Origin of the sequence: Corynebacterium sp. CCUG 51687 (assembly GCF_024453995.1) — a bacterium.
Classification (GTDB): Bacteria; Actinomycetota; Actinomycetes; order Mycobacteriales; family Mycobacteriaceae; genus Corynebacterium; species Corynebacterium pseudogenitalium.
Genome location: NZ_JAGPYT010000001.1, coordinates 190,190 through 207,925 on the forward strand (window position 1 = coordinate 190,190; position 17,736 = coordinate 207,925).

General features: G+C 55.8%; 18 protein-coding genes. 8 read left to right on the top strand and 10 right to left on the bottom strand.

Features of this window, described 5'->3' with window-relative positions:
* Positions 1–93: 93 nt before the first annotated feature.
* Positions 94–1,620 (top strand): tRNA (N6-isopentenyl adenosine(37)-C2)-methylthiotransferase MiaB, encoded by a 1,527-nt coding sequence (gene miaB / locus KBX13_RS00900; protein ID WP_256020332.1) that lies wholly within the window; start codon positions 94–96, stop codon positions 1,618–1,620.
* A gap of 29 nt (positions 1,621–1,649) precedes the next feature.
* Complete coding sequence (locus KBX13_RS00905; protein ID WP_256020334.1) at positions 1,650–2,228, top strand: hypothetical protein; 579 nt, start codon at positions 1,650–1,652, stop codon at positions 2,226–2,228.
* Here KBX13_RS00905 and KBX13_RS00910 read toward each other — a convergent pair.
* Positions 2,225–3,277 carry a GNAT family N-acetyltransferase gene (locus KBX13_RS00910; protein ID WP_256020336.1) on the bottom strand — a complete coding sequence of 351 codons (1,053 nt, stop codon included), beginning with the start codon at positions 3,275–3,277 and terminating at the stop codon, positions 2,225–2,227. The two genes, KBX13_RS00905 and KBX13_RS00910, sit on opposite strands and share 4 nt — an antisense overlap.
* 11 nt (positions 3,278–3,288) lie before the next feature.
* The gene (locus KBX13_RS00915) at positions 3,289–4,668 is read right to left on the bottom strand and encodes a DUF349 domain-containing protein (RefSeq protein ID WP_370687303.1); all 1,380 of its coding nucleotides are present in this window, start codon (positions 4,666–4,668) and stop codon (positions 3,289–3,291) included.
* Between the two features lie 434 nt (positions 4,669–5,102).
* Between KBX13_RS00915 and KBX13_RS00920 the strand changes: the two genes are divergently transcribed.
* On the top strand, positions 5,103–5,426 hold the full coding sequence (locus KBX13_RS00920; protein WP_256008116.1) for a hypothetical protein: 324 nt from the start codon (positions 5,103–5,105) through the stop codon (positions 5,424–5,426).
* Positions 5,423–6,337 (top strand): tRNA (adenosine(37)-N6)-dimethylallyltransferase MiaA, encoded by a 915-nt coding sequence (gene miaA, locus KBX13_RS00925; protein WP_256020337.1) that lies wholly within the window; start codon positions 5,423–5,425, stop codon positions 6,335–6,337. Before KBX13_RS00920 ends, miaA begins: the two co-directional genes overlap by 4 nt.
* On the opposite strand, the gene KBX13_RS00930 is transcribed toward miaA, so the two are convergent.
* Together KBX13_RS00930 and KBX13_RS00935 are read right to left on the bottom strand one after the other, a co-directional pair.
* Positions 6,338–6,853: a hypothetical protein gene (locus tag KBX13_RS00930; protein ID WP_071572552.1), complete on the bottom strand. Its 516-nt coding sequence runs from the start codon at positions 6,851–6,853 to the stop codon at positions 6,338–6,340.
* A gap of 16 nt (positions 6,854–6,869) precedes the next feature.
* Positions 6,870–7,634, bottom strand: coding sequence for a hypothetical protein (locus KBX13_RS00935; protein WP_256020339.1), 765 nt, complete (start codon positions 7,632–7,634; stop codon positions 6,870–6,872).
* A gap of 127 nt (positions 7,635–7,761) precedes the next feature.
* Here KBX13_RS00935 and hflX point away from each other — a divergent pair, with 127 nt between their 5' ends.
* Positions 7,762–9,279: a GTPase HflX gene (hflX, locus tag KBX13_RS00940; RefSeq protein ID WP_256020341.1), complete on the top strand. Its 1,518-nt coding sequence runs from the start codon at positions 7,762–7,764 to the stop codon at positions 9,277–9,279.
* A 19-nt stretch (positions 9,280–9,298) separates the two neighbouring features.
* Here hflX and nagB read toward each other — a convergent pair whose 3' ends face one another.
* On the bottom strand, positions 9,299–10,060 hold the full coding sequence (gene nagB / locus KBX13_RS00945; RefSeq protein ID WP_256020343.1) for a glucosamine-6-phosphate deaminase: 762 nt from the start codon (positions 10,058–10,060) through the stop codon (positions 9,299–9,301).
* A gap of 62 nt (positions 10,061–10,122) precedes the next feature.
* Here nagB and KBX13_RS00950 point away from each other — a divergent pair, with 62 nt between their 5' ends.
* Entirely contained in the window at positions 10,123–11,415 is a 1,293-nt protein-coding gene (locus tag KBX13_RS00950) for a uracil-xanthine permease family protein (RefSeq protein WP_070362335.1), read from the top strand.
* Between the two features lie 58 nt (positions 11,416–11,473).
* On the opposite strand, the gene KBX13_RS00955 is transcribed toward KBX13_RS00950, so the two are convergent.
* From KBX13_RS00955 to lexA, 5 genes are all read right to left on the bottom strand, one after another.
* Positions 11,474–11,743 carry an HPr family phosphocarrier protein gene (locus KBX13_RS00955; RefSeq protein WP_070363496.1) on the bottom strand — a complete coding sequence of 90 codons (270 nt, stop codon included), beginning with the start codon at positions 11,741–11,743 and terminating at the stop codon, positions 11,474–11,476.
* Positions 11,744–11,810: 67 nt separating this feature from the next.
* Positions 11,811–13,865 carry a fructose-specific PTS transporter subunit EIIC gene (locus KBX13_RS00960; RefSeq protein ID WP_070362336.1) on the bottom strand — a complete coding sequence of 685 codons (2,055 nt, stop codon included), beginning with the start codon at positions 13,863–13,865 and terminating at the stop codon, positions 11,811–11,813.
* 22 nt (positions 13,866–13,887) lie between these two features.
* Positions 13,888–14,856: a 1-phosphofructokinase family hexose kinase gene (locus tag KBX13_RS00965; RefSeq protein WP_070362337.1), complete on the bottom strand. Its 969-nt coding sequence runs from the start codon at positions 14,854–14,856 to the stop codon at positions 13,888–13,890.
* Positions 14,857–15,015: 159 nt separating this feature from the next.
* Positions 15,016–15,801, bottom strand: coding sequence for a DeoR/GlpR family DNA-binding transcription regulator (locus KBX13_RS00970; protein WP_070478936.1), 786 nt, complete (start codon positions 15,799–15,801; stop codon positions 15,016–15,018).
* Positions 15,802–15,937: 136 nt separating this feature from the next.
* Positions 15,938–16,621 carry a transcriptional repressor LexA gene (lexA, locus tag KBX13_RS00975; protein ID WP_070478937.1) on the bottom strand — a complete coding sequence of 228 codons (684 nt, stop codon included), beginning with the start codon at positions 16,619–16,621 and terminating at the stop codon, positions 15,938–15,940.
* Positions 16,622–16,824: 203 nt separating this feature from the next.
* Here lexA and KBX13_RS00980 point away from each other — a divergent pair, with 203 nt between their 5' ends.
* Both KBX13_RS00980 and nrdR read left to right on the top strand, forming a co-directional pair.
* The gene (locus KBX13_RS00980) at positions 16,825–17,217 is read left to right on the top strand and encodes a hypothetical protein (RefSeq protein ID WP_256020345.1); all 393 of its coding nucleotides are present in this window, start codon (positions 16,825–16,827) and stop codon (positions 17,215–17,217) included.
* Between the two features lie 50 nt (positions 17,218–17,267).
* Positions 17,268–17,729, top strand: a complete 462-nt coding sequence (nrdR, locus tag KBX13_RS00985; protein ID WP_070362341.1) for a transcriptional regulator NrdR — start codon at positions 17,268–17,270, stop codon at positions 17,727–17,729.
* The last annotated feature ends 7 nt before the right edge of the window (positions 17,730–17,736 follow it).

Here is a 17,736-nt window from a genome sequence, read left to right on the forward strand (position 1 = left end):
ATTTGCGGCGTTTGGGCGGGGTAGTTGGCAGTGGCTAGAATGTTCAGCCGTGCCTGCGTAGGCCCGCGTAATCAACCAGGAAAGGCGAACCAGATGGCTGCATCAAGGACATACGAAGTACGAACCTTCGGATGCCAAATGAACGTTCATGATTCGGAGCGGTTGTCGGGTCTGCTGGAAGATTCGGGGTACGTGGCAGTTGAAGATGGGCAGGCCCCAGACCTCATCGTTTTCAACACCTGTGCCGTGCGTGAAAACGCAGACAAGCGTTTGTACGGAACGCTTGGACATTTGAAAAAGGTTAAGGAATCGCAGCCTGATTTGCAGATTGCGGTTGGTGGATGTCTGGCGCAGAAAGACAAAGACCATGTTATCCAGAGAGCACCGTGGGTAGATGCGGTCTTCGGGACCCACAATATGGGCTCACTGCCGGTACTGCTGGAACGTGCACGAGTACAGGGCGAGGCGCAAGTTGAAATTGCAGAAGCGCTCGAAGTATTTCCTTCTGTTCTTCCAGCGAAACGTGAAAGTAGCTATGCGGGCTGGGTTTCGGTGTCTGTCGGGTGCAATAATACGTGTACATTCTGTATCGTTCCGAGTCTGCGTGGCAAAGAAGTTGATCGCCGTCCGGGCGATATCCTCGCCGAGGTACAGGCGCTCGTGGATCAAGGCGTCTTAGAAGTCACTTTGCTTGGCCAAAACGTCAATGCTTACGGTGTGCATTTCGTTGACGAGGAAATGGAGCGAGATCGGTCCGCGTTTTCAAAACTGCTACGAGCGTGTGGCGAGATCGATGGCCTCGAGCGTGTTCGCTTCACCTCCCCGCACCCCGCAGAGTTTACATCTGACGTCATCGATGCAATGGCAGAAACCCCGAACGTTTGCCCGCAGCTACATATGCCGTTGCAGTCGGGGTCTGACAAAGTACTCAAGGACATGCGCCGTTCGTACCGATCCAAGAAGTTTTTAGGCATTTTGGATGAGGTCCGTGAGAAGCTTCCTGAGGCTTCGATCACCACCGATATCATTGTCGGATTCCCAGGCGAGACGGAAGAAGACTTCCAGGCAACGCTTGATGTAGTTGAGAAGGCACGATTCACGTCCGCCTATACATTCCAGTACTCACCGCGCCCTGGGACCCCGGCGGCTGAAATGGAAAACCAGGTTCCGAAAGCTGTGGTGCAGGAGCGGTTCGAACGACTGCTTGAACTCCAGGAACGAATCAGCCTGGAAGAGAATGAAAAGCTCGTCGGATCTGTGCAAGAACTCCTTGTTCAGCAGGACGAAGGTCGAAAGCACGAGACGACTCACAGAATGTCAGGACGCGCTCGCGACGGCAGGCTCGTGCACTTTGCTGTCGATGAGGCCAATCGATCTGCCATCCGTCCGGGCGACATTGTTACCGCTCGTATCACCGAAGCAAAGTCATATTTTCTGATCGCGGATTCTGGTGTGCTTTCACACCGACGCACACTCGCGGGTGATCACGCTGAGGCAGGCGAGGTACCAACGACTGCACCTGTTGGGGTGGGACTTGGAATTCCTACGGTTGCACGTCCAGACATCGTTCCAGTGACTAACGTAAGCAACACTGGCTGCTGCACGACTCCTGAAGCGTAAACCACGCGACTAGTGGAAGGGAGACTTCAATGAAAATGGAATTAGGATCCGCGCGCTGGGTACTCGGTATTGCAAGTATTGGGTGGCTTGTTGCGCTGTTTTTGCCCTTCGTGGGTGACATTCCCGGATGGCAGGTGCTCGCGGTGGGCGAAGGCGCCCGCAGTGCAGATACCAAGATCACGGAGTACGTATTTGTATGGCTAGGCTTCTTAGGCGTAGGCGTTTGCACGTCGCTAGTGACGGTTTCGCGACGTTTCGGCATGGCCACAGTCGCGTGGATGATTTCAACAGTTGCCCTGGTTAGCTCGTTGCTGGCAGTGTGGCTGCGGAAGTCGAGTACCGGTGTTGCAGGAATGTTTCAGCACGGGCCCGGGTTTTACCTAGAAGTTGTCGCGGTACTCCTGGTCGTGTTGACGTACATTCCACTGTTCGTGCGAAAGACGGCGGTTGCCCCGGAACTGCTCAGGAATCAGCCAAGCGAAATCGACGCGGATATCGCGGATGCGCAATTGAATGCGACGCGGACTCATCAGGAGCAAGAAACGAACCCACTGCTTGTCGATGACCGACGAGCGAACGCGGCACGACGCCACAATAGAAGCAACTAGCTATCGAGCTTTGGTACGCCCTTCTGCCAGGCCGTCGCCTGGCTTATCCCGGTTGGGGCATAGTGGTCGAGAATGTGGCTCGCACCCGGCTGCGGGTTGGGATAAGAAGCGTAGATCTGCTTCGTTTGTGGCCAAATCGAGAGCGCGGCTGATATCGCAGAAGCCAGGGCGCGCTTGCCTAAACCGAGTCCCCGGTTTGCCTCCCGTACGTACACCAGCCCGATTTCTGCAACAGAATCTGCGTCATTCTCGAATTTTGCTACTTCTGCAAGCCCGACCGGTTTCCCCGAGACATCACGGGCAATGGCGGTGATCTGGGAACCGCCGCGGTCTCTGAGACGTGCAGCAGCGTCCTGAAGACGAGACGCAGACCACTGGACAGGCTCGAGCGATAGTGAACCACGAGGGTATTTCGCTGCGGACTCCTGGAGGGTATCTAAGAAGGAGGGCAGATCAGCAGGATCGAATGCCATATCTTCAATCACGTCGCACCTATCGTTCTGGTCAGGCGCCACGATAGCGTCCGCGTTGATAATTGCCTGTCGCTCACAGTGCGCCGGCGTGTAGCCGTCAGCGCGAAGGAATGGGTGCTCCGGTGCCCCCAATGGCTCCGTGATCCAAATCTGACGGATGGGACGGTGCAACTCTGCAGAAAGCGCGTCAATCAGCGCGAGCGCACTTCGCCACACGTGCGTCGGCTGCTCCTCCCCGGGAAGAGGAGCGATGGAGGCGCCGATAGTGACGTTCGCTTCCAACACATCGACGTCCTCAAGTAGAGGAAGCGACATGAGCACCCAGCCTTCGACGTCGTACAGATCATCCTCAGTCAGCACTGGATAACCGAACGCGCCAAGGGACCGTGGCGCTGGTTTGCTACACAGCGCGAAGAGAAGCGCTAACGATTCTTCGGACCCCTCCAGGCGTTTCGCGAGATGGGCTGCACTCACTCCGGAGTGCGCTTCTCCCGTAATGTCCTGGATAGCAAGCGTGACTGAGAATGCGTAGGAGGAGACTGCAGCGTGTGACGGGTCTGCACTCCCTACGATCAAGGGATATAGCACTACTGCTCGTCGACGGCCTTCGCCGCGACGTTGGCAAACTCCTGCCACTGCTCGGCCTGTTCACGGAGCTTCGCCGCCTTGGAGGAATTCCCGGCTGCCTCAGCTTCCTGAGCCTGCTGCAGGAAGTGATCAGCTTTCTCCTGGAACTGATTCACCCGCGCTTGTGCCTCAGGGTCTGCTTTGCGCCACCGTGATTCCTCTGCATCCGCTACGCGCTGTTCCAGCCGAGCAATCTTGTCTTCGTACGTACGGACCTTGTTGCGAGGCACAAATCCAATTTCGTCCCACTTCTCCTGGAGCTCACGCAGCTTGGCGCGTGCCGCACCTAGACCCTTCTCTGGGGTGATGAGCGCGTCATACTCATCTATAAGTGCGTCCTTAGCTGCAGCATTTGCTTCAAATTCACGGTCGCGCTCCGCGTTTACGGCGTTGCGGGCGGCGAAGAAGTGATCCTGAGCAGCGCGGAACTTTGCCCACAGCTCATCGTCGACGCCACGTGGGGCGCGTCCGGCTGCTTTCCACTCATCCATCAGAGAGCGGTAGGCACGGGCGGTGGCGTTCCAATCCGTTGAGTCCTGGATTGCCTGCGCGCGGGCGATGATATCCTCCTTGATACGACGAGCCGTTGCGCGATTCCTATCGAGCTCAGCGAAGTGAGCCCCACGACGGCGATTGAAGGCATCTCGTGCACGCGAGTAGCGCTTCCAGAGCGCGTCGTCGGTTGTGCGATCGATACCGCGGATCGTCTTCCATTCTTCGAGGATCGCTCGAATCCTGTCCCCGGCAGCCTTCCAGTCTGTAGATTTCTCGGCGATCTCCTCAGCCTCGGCCGCTAGAGTTTCCTTTTTGGCAATTGCGTTAGCCCGTCGCGTCTGCTTGAGTTCCTTTGCTTCGTGTTCCGCAACCTCTGTTTTGCGCAGTAATTCTTCTAGGCGTGCCTCGAGCGCTGCGAAGTCGCCAATTGCGGCGACGTCTTTCAGCGATTCTTTCAGCTCAGTCACGCTGCGATGCAGAGTGTGTGCGTCCTCTGGGTGTGCAGTGAGTCGCGCCTCCAGGACTTCAGTTTCGACGATGAGGTCGTCGAAACGCTGCCCGTAGTGGCGAAGTCCTTCCTCGGGAGACCCGGCCTGCCAAGATGCGATCTGACGCTCAACGCCGTCACGGGTGACAAAAACATTGCCGGCATCATCGACGCGCCCGAACTTCGACGGATCAGTGTTCGCTGATGACGACTGAGCATGCGCGAGTGGAACAACCCGCTGTGAAGGAACAGACTGCGCCGCACCTGGACGAGGTCCGGGCTTCGGCGTTTGCTTCGGCATGGCAGCCGGGTTCGGACGTCCAGCTGGTGGCTGTGGCTTTGGAGTCGAGGAAGTCATGAAACAGTCCTTTCACAAATAGCTGTGCCGCGCGTCACGGCGCCGAGATACATAATCGACGGCATTCTCGTCTTCATAACTCTAGCGTGTTGCAGACGAACATGCGTCATGTGTCATGGTTTCAACTCCGAGAAAACCCCACTATGGTGGGCGAGGTGAATGAAGCCCGTGCCTGCCTACTTGTCATGCCTGGTTCGCCAGCTCTCGTGCGAGAACTCGCACCTGCTGACGAACCGTCGCAGCGTTTGCTGAACTCAATTAGAGACACAGCCGGAAAACTGACGAAAACTATTGACATTGTGTGCAGCCACGACAGGAGATGGGCAACGCACCTTGCTGGCTCGTTTGCTGCCTGGGGAGCACCACACGTCGAAGTAGGAGGAGGGCACGTATTAGGCGAACTTGTCGCCAGATACTGCCTTCACGGGGCTACGGTGCGTGAGAGTCGCGAGCACCTGTTGCCGTTAGATCCTTCGGTGCTCACAGTGTTGGTAATCGATGGACCTGCAGGGCTGACAACTCGCGCCCCGCTAGCGTTAATCCCTGCAGCTGCCGATACGCACGACAAACTCCAGGCTTTGTTGTCAGGAAAGCAAAGCTCCCTGATCCGTGAGCAGGAAATGCGAGACGCAGGAGTACTGGAACCAGATATTTGGCTTGAGCTACAAACACTGCAGCCAACGAATGCCACACTCGTAGACGTAGACGACACGTTGGGCGTTGGTCGGTATGTTGCTTACTGGGAGGTAGAGCAGTGAACAAGGAGATCGGACACCAACCAGTAGCAATCGTCGGCCCGACGGCTTCAGGTAAGTCCTCGCTGAGTCTCGCGCTTGCGCACGAACTCGAGGGTGAGATTGTCAACGTTGACTCGATGCAGCTTTACCGCGGGATGGATATCGGCACTGCCAAATTGCCTCTTGCGGAGCGACAAGGAATACCGCACCACCTGCTTGATATCTGGGAGGTTACGAAGACCGCCAGTGTTGCAGAATATCAGCAACGAGCGGTGGAGACCGTTGAGGAGATCTCCAATCGAGGAAAGCTGCCGATTCTCGTTGGTGGGTCCATGCTGTACATGCAGTCACTTGTCGACGCTTGGCAGTTCCCGCCGACCGACCCCGAAGTCCGCGGGCGCTACGAGTCTCTATTGAAGGAAATCGGAATAGATCGCCTTCATGCGCAGCTAGCTGCAGTTGACCCTGTGGCGGCGTCGATAATTGAAGACCGTGACCCCCGGCGCACAGTGCGTGCACTCGAAGTCATTGAGCTTACTGGTAAGCCTTTTCAGGCATCTCAACCCCCCAAAAACGCCCCTACACGCTGGGGTACGCGCATGATTGGGCTGGAGACAACCCCAGAGTGGCTCAACCCGCGGATTGCGCAGCGTACTGATGCGATGTTCGAGCAGGGGCTCATCGATGAGATTCATCGGTTGGTGGGCCAGGGATTAGTGAAGGATTCGACTGCTGGCAGAGCTATCGGATACGCCCAAGGACTTGGAGTTATCGACGGCCACCTCACCATCGACGAAGCTTGCGAGGACACCAAACTGCGAACGCGGCGCTATGTGCGGCGTCAGAAATCCTGGTTTAGGCGCGACAAACGAATCACTTGGATTGACGCGGCGAACTATGACGTTGCGGAACTAGTAGCACACCTTGGTTGATTACGACGGACCAATTTCTCGAGCAGCGTTACGGGCAGCCACCCAGGCGTCCTCAAGCTCGAGGGCGCGCTCGTCCGCAATTCGAATGAGTTTTTCAAGGTGGACGCGTTCCAGGTCCGGTGACTGCAGGTAGGTGTCAACGCGCGCGAGAAAGCGCTGTGCCGCACTGTACTTGAGATGAAATTCGCTGATTTCGGGTACAGAAAGATCGCTGTTCGCAAGCGCGGGAAAATGAAGCGTGCGGTCGGCCAACGCCTGCGTCGAGCTACCATGTTGCAAGTTATCAAACGCTTCAACGATGTCGCGGATGTCATCGCACGCAATCAGAAGCGATGAGCGAAGCGACTCTACTTCCGGGTTAGGGATAAAACGCCTGCGGGTCAAAAGCGCCGTGACACCAAGCAGCCCGGCGATGATGGCGCCAGGAGTCTTGAGGAGCAGCACAAGCAGCACCATGACGGCGAAGATCAGGGCGCCCCACAGTGCTATGGAAAGATCACGACGTGCTGGATCCATGAGTAGTGCCTAGTTCCTAGCAACCGCCACCGCAACCGCAGGAGCCACCACAACCACCACATCCGCCACCTGTAGGCACCGGGATGGTACCGACCATGACGGCGTTGCCGGCGATGACTTGGTCGCGTTGGGGGAGATCGCCATCAGGTAAGCAAACGTCGAATGGAAACGCCCCGTCGACTGAAACATGAATGAAGCGGTCACCCGTCAACTCCGACGTGCGGTACTCAGCTTCCAGCACGCGTGCGGAAAAAGTGGCTTTTGCATCGGGGGAGGAGGCTGCGCCAGTTGCAATCGCTTCGGCTCCTGCAGAAGCGACTGTGCCAACCGTGCTACCAGGGTGCTCCTCAAGATAAGCTGAGGTGGATTCGTACGTGCTCACATGGAGCGCAAGGGCGGTCACGCTGAGCTCTTGCCACTGGATTGTGGGCTCATCGACGATCAATGGCTCCTGCGCCAGGTTTAGCGTCAGAGATCCGATTGGGTTCCCATGTGGATCCACAACCTCAGCAAGCGCAACCACATCGGTTGCCGGGGTGATGTGCGCGTTTGTGCGTGTGATGCCTTCAAAGCCGGCAAAGGTGGCGAATGGCTCAACTGCCAAGATATTCAGCTGGGCACCAGAGCGGTCCTGGTATTGGACCATTTGGCCGCCGCGTACCTCACCGATAACACCCAGGCGACCGGATGCGATTGCAGCTTCTACCGCGTCTTGCCACTTAGGAAAGTTCAGGCCGATCGCGGCCAGATCCTTGTTTTCAGTCAGAGGTTGTTGGTTCATAAGTGTGAAGCCTAGTCGAATGCGCTCTGAGGTGAAGAAATGTGGTGGAAGAAAAATGGGTGGGCTACCGTTGAGCAAGGAAGAAAGCGAAAAAAGTTACGTATACACACTATTTTTGAAAGCTTGCATGAATTCGAAATCAACCACTCCTGATTCGCATGAGGCGTTGCTGGATGAAGCGTTTCGCCATAACGCACAGACGCGCACCGAAACCTCGGGAACAGACCTATCGACGCCAACACAGGGCGCACTCGACCTAGAGGAACGAAACTCGTTTCGTCGCGTAAACACCACGACAGAGCTGCGCAACGAAGACCGGGAAGACATCTACGAAGTCGAGTACCGTAAACTGCGGCTCGAGCGCGTCATCCTTGTTGGAGCATGGACTGAAGGTTCCACTGCCGAAATGGAAGCAAACATGCGGGAATTGGCAGCACTGACCGAAACCGCAGGCGCTGAAGTTATTGACATGCTCTATCAAAAACGAGATAAGCCGGATCCAGGGACATACATTGGTTCCGGAAAGGTGAAAGAGCTGCGCGAGATTGTCGACGCCAGTGGAGTGGACACCGTCGTATTCGACGGTGAGCTATCCCCTGGTCAAATGGTGGCGCTAGAGGAAGCCCTCAACTCTAAAGTGATCGACCGAACGATGCTCATTCTGGATATCTTTGCTCAACACGCAAAGAGCAAGGAGGGCAAAGCACAAGTTAGCCTCGCGCAGATGGAGTATCTCTACACCCGTACCCGTGGTTGGGGCGGCAACCTTTCGCGCCAGGCCGGTGGTCGTGCGGGTTCGAATGGCGGCGTTGGTTTGCGCGGTCCTGGTGAAACCAGAATTGAGGCAGACCGGCGAAGGTTGCGCTCAGAGATGGCAAAGCTGCGTCATCAATTAGCAGACATGGAGACTGTTCGTCAGATTAAGCGCGCGAAGAGGCAGAGCTCGACGACACCCAAGATTGCGATTGCCGGATACACGAACGCAGGGAAGTCCTCACTCATTAACGCAATGACGGACGCCGGCGTGCTTGTGGAAGACGCATTGTTTGCAACGCTTGACCCCTCCACGAGACGCGCAACGCTGGCCGATGGGCGAAACGTCGTTTTGACGGACACAGTTGGTTTCGTCCGGCACCTGCCGACCCAGTTGGTCGAGGCGTTTAAGTCGACGCTGGAGGAAGTGAGCAATGCAGACCTTTTGCTACACGTCGTTGATGGAGCAGACGAGTTCCCACTCAAGCAGATTGCTGCCGTGAGCGAGGTGCTGGCAGAGATTACGCGAGATCAAGATTCCGAATTGCCTCCGGAGATTGTGGTCGTCAACAAGATTGACTCCGCTGACCCTGTGGTTTTGGCAGAGTTACGCCACGTGTTTGACGCGACCGGTCGGGAAGCGGTGTTTGTCTCTGCGCTCACGGGTGAGGGTATTGCTGAACTCGAGGGAAAAATCGAGATGTTCCTGAACACGCTCGATGAACATGTAGTCATGCTGATCCCGTACACCCGAGGAGATGTTGTCTCACTCGTCCATGAACACGGGACGATTCGCTCCGAAGAATATGAAACCGACGGCACCAGGATCGATGTCCGCTTGCCACGAGTTCTGGCGCGCCAGTATGACGAGTTTGTCCAGCAGGTCTACTAGAGACTGCTGGAGTGGTGAATTAACGCCAGTAGGCGTCGATCTCCTTGTAGAACTCCACATCGCCGAGGCCGGATGCTGCGGCTTCGTCGAGTAATATGCACACATCGTTGTGCATTTGCAGCGATGAGGCAGGGCAGAAAGAGCTCAAGGGCCCTTCGATCATTGCTTGGACAGCCTCGGCCTTCGCTGCACCGGTAGCGATGAGGAGGATCTTCTTCGCTTCCAGGATGGTGCCGATGCCCTGCGTCATTGCCTGGCGAGGCACTTCATCTTCTGACTCGAAGAAGCGTGCGTTGTCAGCAATGGTCCGCGGGCGTAGATCAATCAGTCGGGTCCGGGAACTCAGCGAGCTGGTCGGCTCGTTGAAAGCGATGTGGCCGTTCGCGCCGATGCCGAGCAGCTGAATGTCGACACCACCGGCGTCTTTCATCATGGACTCATACGTCGCAGCCTCCTGCTCCGGATCGGCCGCTGAGCTGCTAAGCGAGTGCACGGCCGCGTCATCGATATCGATTGATGCCGTCAGCTCGCGTCGGATTGTGGACCAGTATGACTGCTCGTGGTGTTGATCGATTCCGTAGTATTCGTCGAGCAAGAATGCGTCACAGTCGGCGAAGCTGAGGCCTTCCTCGCGGTGCTTTCGGATTAGTGACTGATACGTTGGACTCGGTGTCGAGCCAGTAGCAAGACCAAGCGTTGCACCTTGCTTGACGAATGGTGCAATCATGTTTGCAGCGAAATCGCCGATTTCGTCTGCCGTGCGGCGAATGAAAATCTCCATGCGTATTACGCTACTTTGCCCAATTCGCTTTCGGCAATTATATAGCGACATAATATGAGCCTGTGAGTAAAACTATTGGATGGACCTTGCATGGCGACGGGCGCCGCGTTCTGCCCGGCGCGGTGGTCGCCCCTGATGAACGCCTTTCTTGGCCTCGAACAATTGGCATCGGCATGCAGCATGTCGTAGCAATGTTCGGAGCTACACTTCTCGTTCCCACGTTGACGGGATTCCCTGTAAACACAACGCTGCTGTTTTCAGGACTGGGAACCATCATCTTTTTGCTGATTACCCGTAATAAACTGCCTAGCTACCTTGGCTCGTCATTCGCTTTCATCGCGCCGCTGTCTGCGTCGTCCCAGTACGGAATCGGCTCTCAGTTGGGCGGGGTACTCATCACGGGTCTGACGTTGATTGCAGTTGGCTTTGTTGTTCAACTTGCAGGCAAGAAAGTTATCGACGCCGTCATGCCTCCCACGGTCACTGGTGCCATCGTCGCGTTGATCGGTTTCAATCTTGCGCCGACTGCCGTTTCTAATGTGGAAACTCAGCCCGGAGTCGCGTTTGTCACGCTCGGCACGATTGCTCTGCTGACTGTCGCTGCGAGGGGAATGCTGTCTCGTCTGAGCATTCTGATCGGCGTCATCGTCGGCTGGGTGTTTGCGGCGCTCACTGGCGGGTTATCGGATGATGCACTGGACACAATTGGCGCTAGTCCTTGGATCGGCTTGCCGCAGTTCCATACGCCAGAGTTCCACCTCTCAGCGATTTTGGTGACGCTTCCTGTCATCGTCGTGCTGATCGCGGAGAATATTGGTCATGTCAAGGCAGTTTCTGAGATGACGCAACGCGACCTGGACCCATACCAAGGCAGGGCGTTGATCGGTGACGGTATCGCGACGACATTGGCTGGTGGCTTTGGCGGCTCTGGTACGACGACTTATGCGGAGAACATTGGCGTGATGGCTGCTACCAAGGTTTACTCGACGGCTGCGTATTGGGTCGCATCGTGTTTCGCGATCGTTTTGGCGTTCATCCCGAAGTTCGGCGCAGTCATCTTCACAATCCCGGCCGGTGTGCTGGGCGGAGCGTGCCTGGTTCTTTACGGCCTGATTGGAATGCTTGGTGTACGTATTTGGCAGGATAACAAGGTAGATTTCACGAACCCGGTGAACCTAACAGTTGCGGCTGTGGCACTCATTGTTGGTATCGGCAACCTGTCGTTCACTGTCGGTCAGGTGACGCTTGAGGGCATTGCCCTGGGGTCGGTCGGCATCATCGTGTTCTATCCTCTGTTGAAGTGGATTTACAACACAGTGGGTGAGGGGCAGTTCAACGCTGCATCTCGAAAATAGCTCGAACAAGCAAAAGCCCGAGCGCTCAGATGTAGCGCCCGGGCTTTTGTTGTGGGATTTACTCTTCGTCGAGGTTCTTCTCGATCAATGCGGCAATCTTTTCAACTGCCTCACTGTTGTCAGAGGTAACGGTGACCTCATCACCGAACTCGGCGCCCATTGCCATGATCATCAACGAGGAAGCAGCATCCGTCTCTTCCTCGTCCTCGTCACCGACAAGGGTCAGGATGACCTCGTCATCGTATTCACCGGCGGCGTCAGAAATAATGGTTGCTGGACGTGCGTGCAGTCCAACGGTGGATCCGACTTTAACTGTCTTTGAAGCCATGTGCTTCATCCTTTCTGCTTTGAAAGTATCTATCGAGTTTCTGTATTCAGTTTAGGGGCCTGTGTCCTTAGTTCGCCACCGCTGCAGGTTCTGCTTGGGCAGCGACCTTCTGGATCTCCTCGTTTGGCCAGAACTGCTTAGCGACGATGACCGCTACAGTTGCGACCGCCACGCCTGCAATGAGCGCGACGAACAGTCCCCACCAAGGCTCGTAGGCAAAGAGCACGAAGAGACCACCGTGTGGAGCCTGCACACCAACATTGAGTGCCATGCTGACCGCGCCAGCAGTGGCGCCACCGAGCATCATCGAAGGGATAACGCGGAACGGGTCAGCTGCAGCAAACGGGATTGCGCCCTCGCTGACAAACGACAGTCCGAGGAGCCATGCGGATTTGCCGTTCTCTTGCTCCGCCGGGGTAAACAATCCTTTGCGGAGGAACGTCGCGATTGACAGTGCGATCGGGGGAACCATGCCAGCAATCATTACAGCCGCCATAATTTGGAAGCTTGCCTCCGTTCCCGCAGACAGACCAGCGGTTCCGAAGAGGTACGCCGCCTTGTTGACTGGGCCACCTAGGTCAAAGCACATCATGAGCCCGATGATGACGCCAAGCAGGACCGCAGAGGATCCGCTCATCGACTCAAGCCAGCCCTGCAGTCCCAGCATGAGAGACTCAAGCGGACGCCCCAACAGTAAGAACATGATGAGGCCGATAGCAAGGGAAGTCAGCAGCGGGATGATGACCACTGGCATCAGGGACCCGAGCCAGCGCGGAACCTTCCATGTCTGGATCCAGTATGCGATCAAACCAGCCAGCAGACCTGTGACAAGGCCGCCGATAAAACCTGCGCCAACCATGACGGAGATAGCACCGCCGATAAATCCTGGCGCGATACCTGGACGTCCTGCAAGGCCATACCCGATGTAGCCGGAGAGCGCCGCAACAACGAAGCCCATGCCCATCTGGCCTGTCGCGAACATGACAGCACCGAGATACAGAAGCCAGCCGGAACGGCGGAACGTCATCATTTCACCGTCGACATCGATTGTATGTCCAGGCAGGTGGGTCGGGGAGAAGTTCGTGACGAGGGACTGCCAGCCATTCGCCATGTCGTATCCGCCGAAGAGGAAACCAAGCGCGAGGAGCAGGCCGCCTGCTGCAACGAAAGGCACCATGTACGACACACCGGTCATTACAGCTTGCTGGATCTTCTTTGGCCAGCTTTCACCAGAGGAAGCGGAGTCTTCTCGCTGCTCCGATCCCGCCGTGGTGACTCTTGGTGCATTCGGATCGTTTGCAGCGGCAATGGCCTCGTCGATCATCTTGTTTGGCTCGTTGATGCCACGCTTTACTGGACTATCAACGACCGGCTTGCCTGCAAAACGTGCTTTGTTACGCACAGCAACATCATGGGCGAAGATTACGGCGTCAGCACTGTCGATGTAGGCCTGATCCAGAGGATCGCCGCCGGAAGAACCTTGCGGCTCCACCTGAAACTCGACATCATCGCGAGCCTGCGCAGCTTGTGTCAGAGCGTCGGCTGCCATGTATGTGTGGGCAATGCCGGTCGCGCACGATGTAACAGCTGCAATCCTAAACTTTTTCACGCCATCGGTCTTGCCCGTCGCAGCGGGAGTAGGTGCTGCGGCAGTTTTCTTCTTAGGAGCAGCGTTGACGACGTCCAGTACCGCGTTGACGACCGTTTGCTCATCCTTTGCCTCGCGGAGCTGAGTTACGAAGTCGCCGCGTACCAAGGCACGTGCGAGCTTGGAAAGGATCTTCAAATGCGCCTTACCGCCGCCTTCAGGAGCAGCGATCAAAAATACAAGCTCTGCGTCTCCATCTGGCCCCGAGAAGTCAACGGGCCGCTGTAACCTGGCAAAAACCAACGTTGGGGTTTCGACTGCTTCGGTGCGGCAGTGGGGGATTGCAACACGGCCATTCACACCGGTGCCAGCTTTCTGCTCACGGGCGTAAGCTGCGTCGGCTAGCTTCAAGCTGTCGCTTGCTCGGCCTGCGTCCTGGGCTTGCTGCGCGAGGTGTTCGATGACCTCTCTTGGCGTCGACCCGTAGTCCACATCGAGACTAACGAGTTGTGGAGTGATGATGTTGTCACTCATGGTGGACTCCTGTTCTCTTAAATTATGAATCGATTTCTACGACTTGGGTTTGTTCCAAGTTGATGTCGTCAGGGCTTGGAATCCCGGTACCTGGTAGGCCTGCTGCAGCAGAGCCATAGGCGACCGCGGTTTGGAGGCACTGGTCCAACGGCAGGCGTTGAGTGCGAGCCATAACATATCCAGCAAGTGAGCTGTCGCCTGCTCCAACGGTAGATTTCACAACAGTCGGTGGGGGCGTTGCTGCCCAGGCAGAGTCTGCGGTGACCAGGCAAGCACCTGCGCCACCGAGGGTGACGAGAATTTCTTTAGCCCCTCGCTGAATCAAGCGTTTCGCTGCCTGAACAACCTCGGAGTAGTCTCCGGCTGAAGCGCTAGTCTCTAGTACATGCCCATCGGCTCCCACCAATTGTGCTAATTCAAAAGCGTTGGGTTTCAGGATATCGGGGGCTGCAGATTCAAGCTGATCTCCCAGCTTTACCAGGGGTTCGTCTGATGTGTCGACGGCCACCAGTACGTCTTCGGCGAGCCTCAATCGGATTTCTCGGGTCAACGTTGCGTAGAGATCCGCCGGGGCTCCACTTGGCAGCGACCCTGCCATGACGACGGCCTTACATTCGCTGCTATGCGAATCAAGCGCGTCGAGGAACCCCTGCTGGACATCAATGGTGTATTGAGGGCCAGGCTCATTGATTTTGGTAGTCGTACCGTCGGATTCAGTAATCGCAGTATTGGTACGGATATTGCCCTCAACCGGGATGAAAACAAAAGGAAAACCGAGTCGGTTAGCAGCGAACTTGAAAGGGTCGCTTTCCCCGCAGGGAACTACAGCGAGTGCCGCTCTTCCAGCCTTCGCTACGGCGTGGGCCACGTTGACGCCTTTTCCGCCAGCTTCTCGCGTAGCGGTAATGGCACGGGCGACTTCGCCGCGACGCAACGTTGCTACAGAAAGCGTTGCATCTGTACTTGGATTCGGAGTGAACGTCAGAATCATGTGGCGCATCCTTAGAGTAATTGGTGCCCTGTGGGGTAGCGCCTACCGAAAGTCTGTTGTGCAGCTGCAGTATCGAAAAGCGCTACTAAAGCCATAATGACCGATTGTGTCCGTTAATGCAATAGAACGGGCACAATCGGGCATTTGATTCCTTTTGTTTCACTCTTCGGCAAGGACGACCTTGATTCCACGCTCCCGCAATTCGCTGACAAAGCTCTCTGGTGCGTCTGTGTCGGTAACAACGACGTCAATTGCGTCTAGCGGCGCAAAGCTAACTAGATAATCATTGCCGAGCTTCGTGGAGTCGCAGAGCACAACTACCTTGCGTGCATTGGTGACCATTGAAGATTTGACGGCTGCCTCTTGGGCGTCGGCGGTAGAGAGGCCGTGGTCAATAGTCAAGGCATTCGTGCCAATAAAAGCAACATCTGCACGCATAAGCGCGAGAGTGCGTAATGCCGTATCGCCTACAACAGCTTGGGTGATTGCACGGACTGTCCCCCCGAGGAGCTGAACGTCTGTAAGCCCGCAGGATGATAGGTCTAGCGCGATCGGGAGGGAGTTCGTAACTATAGACCAATGCTGTGTTTTTCCTGCTGCGGCAATAAGATCGGCCAGTCCATTGATGGTGGTGCCGGCGTCGAGAAAGATGCCAGCGCCAGGATCCTCTGGGAGAAACTGTGTCGCAGCGCGCGCGATCGCCGATTTGGCGGTCGGTGCCGACCGGAACCGGGCATCAAGAGAAAACTCTGTGGTGAGAAATGATTGGCTAGCGACGGCTCCGCCGTGAACGCGGTGGACAATTCCTTCATTATGGAGAATTGCCAAGTCCCGCCTGATGGTCTCGGCTGTTACATCAAACCGTTCGGCCAGCTCCGTAACATTCACGCGTCCTTCGACTGCGGTAAGTGACGCGATCTGCCTTCTTCTCTCTTCGGCGTACATACAACTCCTCCGTGGGGCAACCACGAATCAGCAGGGTTCAAAAATTAGGTTGCCCCTATTGTTGCAAAACCGTGCGCCCGAATGCTTTTACATGTGTTTGATAGCCCCCGGTTGGGGGCGAAATGGCGAAAAATGGCTACAGGGTCCGGAAAACAGAGACCACTTTGCCCATAATCTCGGCGTCGTTGCCTTGTATCGGAGAAAAGGCATCGTTATGAGGAATGAGCCATACTCCGGAAGAGTCCTTATGAAACTCCTTGACAGTTGCCTCCCCGTCAATTAGCGCTGCTACGAACTCGCCCTCTTCGGCAACATGTTGTGAGCGAATGACTACCCAGTCACCATTGAGAATGCCTGCATCGCGCATTGATTCTCCAACCACCTGAAGCATGAAGAGGTCGCCGCTATCGAGTAGTTCTTCCGGCAGGGGGTAGTAGTGTTCAATGTTTTCCTCTGCCAGGATCGGAGTTCCAGCGGCGATTTGGCCGAGGACAGGGATCATCCGTGCTGGAGAAGTTCCATCAATGTCCGCATCGTTTTTCGGTGTAACCGAACCTCCCATAGATTCTGGCAGGTGGCGGAGGTCTACGGCTCGTGGCTTGTTTGGGTCACGGCGAAGGAACCCTTTCTTTTCGAGCTCCTTCAGCTGGTAGGCGACAGAAGAAGTCGATTGGAGTCCTGCGGCGTCGCCGATCTCTCGAATGCTTGGTGGATAGCCACGTAATACGACGGCGTCGCGAATGACTTGAAGGATTCGCTTTTGTCTGTCTGAAAGTACGCTCATATCGAACTTTTCACTGGTTGTGTTCTTGCGTGCCATGGGTCCTCACATTGAGTCTTGATAGTGTCTTCTGTACAGAATATATCAAAGAGGGCAAATATGTTCGATAGTTGGGGGGTTGTGGGGATGCGATGTGGGATGGTATAAATCGAACATAGAAGTTAAATCGAACAAATACGCTAAAAATGTTTCGCGTGAGATGAGAAACCATCGAATTCGCGAAATGAGGTAAGGGGCATTTTATGAGTATCATTGACCAGGCGAAAATGATTTCTACTCGTGCTGATATGGCGGGAGCTCCACTTGCACCACGGTCTTCAATGCCAGCTGAAGTGTGGGATTTTGTACCCATGCGGGGTGATCGAGGGGGTAAGCCGTCACGCCACGAGCAGGTTATCAACCAGAACTTTCGTTGCCACTGGGCGGCTGCAGATGCTCTCGAGCCAACCGTTTATTCTTCCGCCGAGCCTCAAGAGCAGCGAGCAAACGTTCTAATGGGAGCCCTTCTTGGGGTAACTATGTTCGTCGCTGTACTTATCTCGGGCGATTTCGGTAATAGCGAGTGGGACTCGGTGTCGCGGGACGATTCGAACGTTGCTCATAGCTATGAAGTCGCTTCTGCAGCGCAACGTTAACCCGCTAATGTAGGGGGGTGATAACTGTTCTCCGAGATAGTGGGGTGTAGATGTACTGTCCGTTTTGTCATCACGAACAATCGCGAGTTACAGATTCTCGTGTTGTAGACGGGGGCTCTGCTATCCGGCGGCGGCGAGAGTGCACCTCGTGCGGAGGCCGATTCACAACGATCGAGAAGGCCGTGCTGACCGTTGTGAAGCGCAATGGAGTAACTGAACCGTTCGACAAGGAAAAGTTGATCGTTGGTGTTCGGCGTGCTTGTCAAGGCAGGAACGTTAGCGACGACGCATTGAAGCGGCTAGCGCAGCAAGTAGAGGAGACGGTTCGGGCCCAAGGAAGTTCTCAAGTTGCGGCAAATGACATTGGACTGGCGGTATTGGAACCGCTTCGCACACTGGACGAGGTTGCGTACCTGCGATTTGCCTCGGTGTACAAGTCTTTTGAAAGCGCCGAAGATTTCCAGTCGGAAATCCGCTTGATGAAACGACGCGAGCGAGAGGGACTGGAATAAAGTCCGA